The sequence below is a fragment of the Phaeobacter sp. HF9A genome (assembly GCF_011806385.1).
Classification (GTDB): Bacteria; Pseudomonadota; Alphaproteobacteria; order Rhodobacterales; family Rhodobacteraceae; genus Epibacterium.
In genome coordinates this window covers 1-1,909 of record NZ_JAATOX010000238.1, presented here as the reverse complement: position 1 = coordinate 1,909, position 1,909 = coordinate 1, and the positions used below count along the sequence as shown (strand labels likewise).

At 64.6% G+C, this 1,909-nt stretch carries 2 protein-coding genes and 1 pseudogene; all 3 read right to left on the bottom strand.

What is annotated here, in order from left to right:
• Nucleotides 1–143: 143 nt before the first annotated feature.
• On the bottom strand, nt 144–743 hold the full coding sequence (recR, locus tag HCZ87_RS20645; protein WP_167646996.1) for a recombination mediator RecR: 600 nt from the start codon (nt 741–743) through the stop codon (nt 144–146).
• A gap of 150 nt (nt 744–893) precedes the next feature.
• On the bottom strand, nt 894–1,238 hold the full coding sequence (locus tag HCZ87_RS20640) for a YbaB/EbfC family nucleoid-associated protein (protein WP_167646994.1): 345 nt from the start codon (nt 1,236–1,238) through the stop codon (nt 894–896).
• 97 nt (nt 1,239–1,335) lie between these two features.
• Nucleotides 1,336–1,909 (bottom strand): annotated as a pseudogene (locus HCZ87_RS20635) (DNA polymerase III subunit gamma/tau); the annotation flags it as partial.

Here is a 1,909-nt window from a genome sequence, read left to right as displayed (position 1 = left end):
GCCCTTGGGCACGCAATGCCGGGCCCAAGGGGATGCGATCCGTCAGGATCAAAGCCGCGCGGGAGAGCTCCGCCCGCCGCAGGCGCATTCACCGGCGGCACATGCAGAACGATCTTCGGGACTAGTGCTGGGGGGCTGGGCTCTCAGATCTCTGTTCGCGCCCGGAGGGCCGCCGAGATGGTGCCGTCGTCGAGATAATCCAGCTCGCCACCGATCGGCACGCCCTGTGCCAGGGAGGTCAGCTTGACCCGTCCGGTCAGCTGGTCCGCGATGTAATGGGCGGTGGTCTGCCCGTCGATGGTGGCATTCAGCGCCAGGATGACCTCGCTCACCCCTTCGGTGGCAACCCGATCCACCAGCCGCGGGATACGCAGATCTTCGGGGCCAACCGCATCCAGCGCCGACAGTGTCCCGCCCAGCACATGATAGCGGCCCTTGAACACGCCGGAGCGCTCCATCGCCCAGAGGTCGGCCACATCCTCCACCACGCAGAGCTCGCCATTCTCGCGCGCCGCATCGTTGCAGATCGCGCAGATCTCGCTGGTGCCCACATTGCCGCAGTTCAGGCATTCGCGCGCGGTTTCCGCCACCCGGCTCAGGGTATCCGACAGCGGTGTCAGCACCAGCGCGCGCTTGCGGATCAGATGCAGTACCGCGCGCCGGGCCGAGCGCGGCCCCAGCCCCGGCAGCTTTGCCATCAGGGCGATCAGGTTTTCGATGTCGCTCACGTCATGCGCGGCCATGGGCATTTCCTGTTCGTCTTATGTTCGAGTAGGGCGCACTGGCGGGCAAAGTGCAAGGCCGGATGAACCCTCTCTGAATGGGCACCGCGAAAACGGGCCAAGAAAAAAGGCGACCCCCGGGCCGCCTTTGATCCATCTGCCCGGCGCCGCTCAGAACGGCAGCTTCATATCCTTGGGCAGGCCCAGGCCTTCGGTCAGCTTGGTCATTTCTTCCTGCGCGCGTTCAGCGGCCTTGGCCTGCGCGTCCTTGACGGCGGCCAGGATCAGATCCTCGACCACCTCCTTGTCGTCGCCGCTAAAGATCGACGGGTCGATATCCAGCGATTTCAGATCCCCCTTGGCGCTGGCGGTCGCCTTGACCAGACCGGCGCCCGCTTCACCCACGACCATGATGTTATGCAGCTCTTCCTGCATTTCACCCATCTTGGTCTGCATCTCCTGGGCTTTTTTCATCATCCCGGCCATTTCACCGAGGCCACCGAGACCTTTGAACATATCCTATCACTCCTGATGTCAGGTTTGCCCTGTTAGATACGTGCGCACCCGGGATCAGACAAGGGGAAAGCCCGCGCCGTGGCGCAAACCCGCAGGCTCACTCCTCAAAGGGGTCCCACTCGTCTTCGACTTCTGGCAACGCGTCGGCCTGCACTTCTGCTTCCAGCTCCTCCGGGGTGCGGATCTTGGTGATCCGGGCCTTGGGAAACTGTGACAGCACCGCCTGAACCATCGGGTGGGCAGAGGCTTTTTCACGCAGGGCGTTTTCGGCCTCATCGCGGAGCTCGGCAATTGTGGGCGCATCGCCATTCGGCGCAATAGAGACCACCCAGCGGCTGCCGGTCCAGTTTTGCAGCGCCGTTCCCAGCCGTGCGGCGAGATCCTTTGGCGCACGGGCGGCGGGTGTGAATTCGATCCGCCCGGGCTGATAGGAAACCAGCCGCACGCCGCCTTCGACCTCGACCAGCAGCTTTACATCGCGGTGTTTGCGGATCAGTTCGATGACATGCTCAAAACTCGGATAACGGGCCAGCGCGCTGTCCACGCGCGGCGCCACTGCCGTCGCCTGACCATATCCCGAACCTGCCGACATGCTGTGACCATTGCCAGGGCCACCGCCGGGGCGGTCTTGCGGCGGGGCGGAGGCGGAAGCCGGCGCCCCGCCCCCCCCC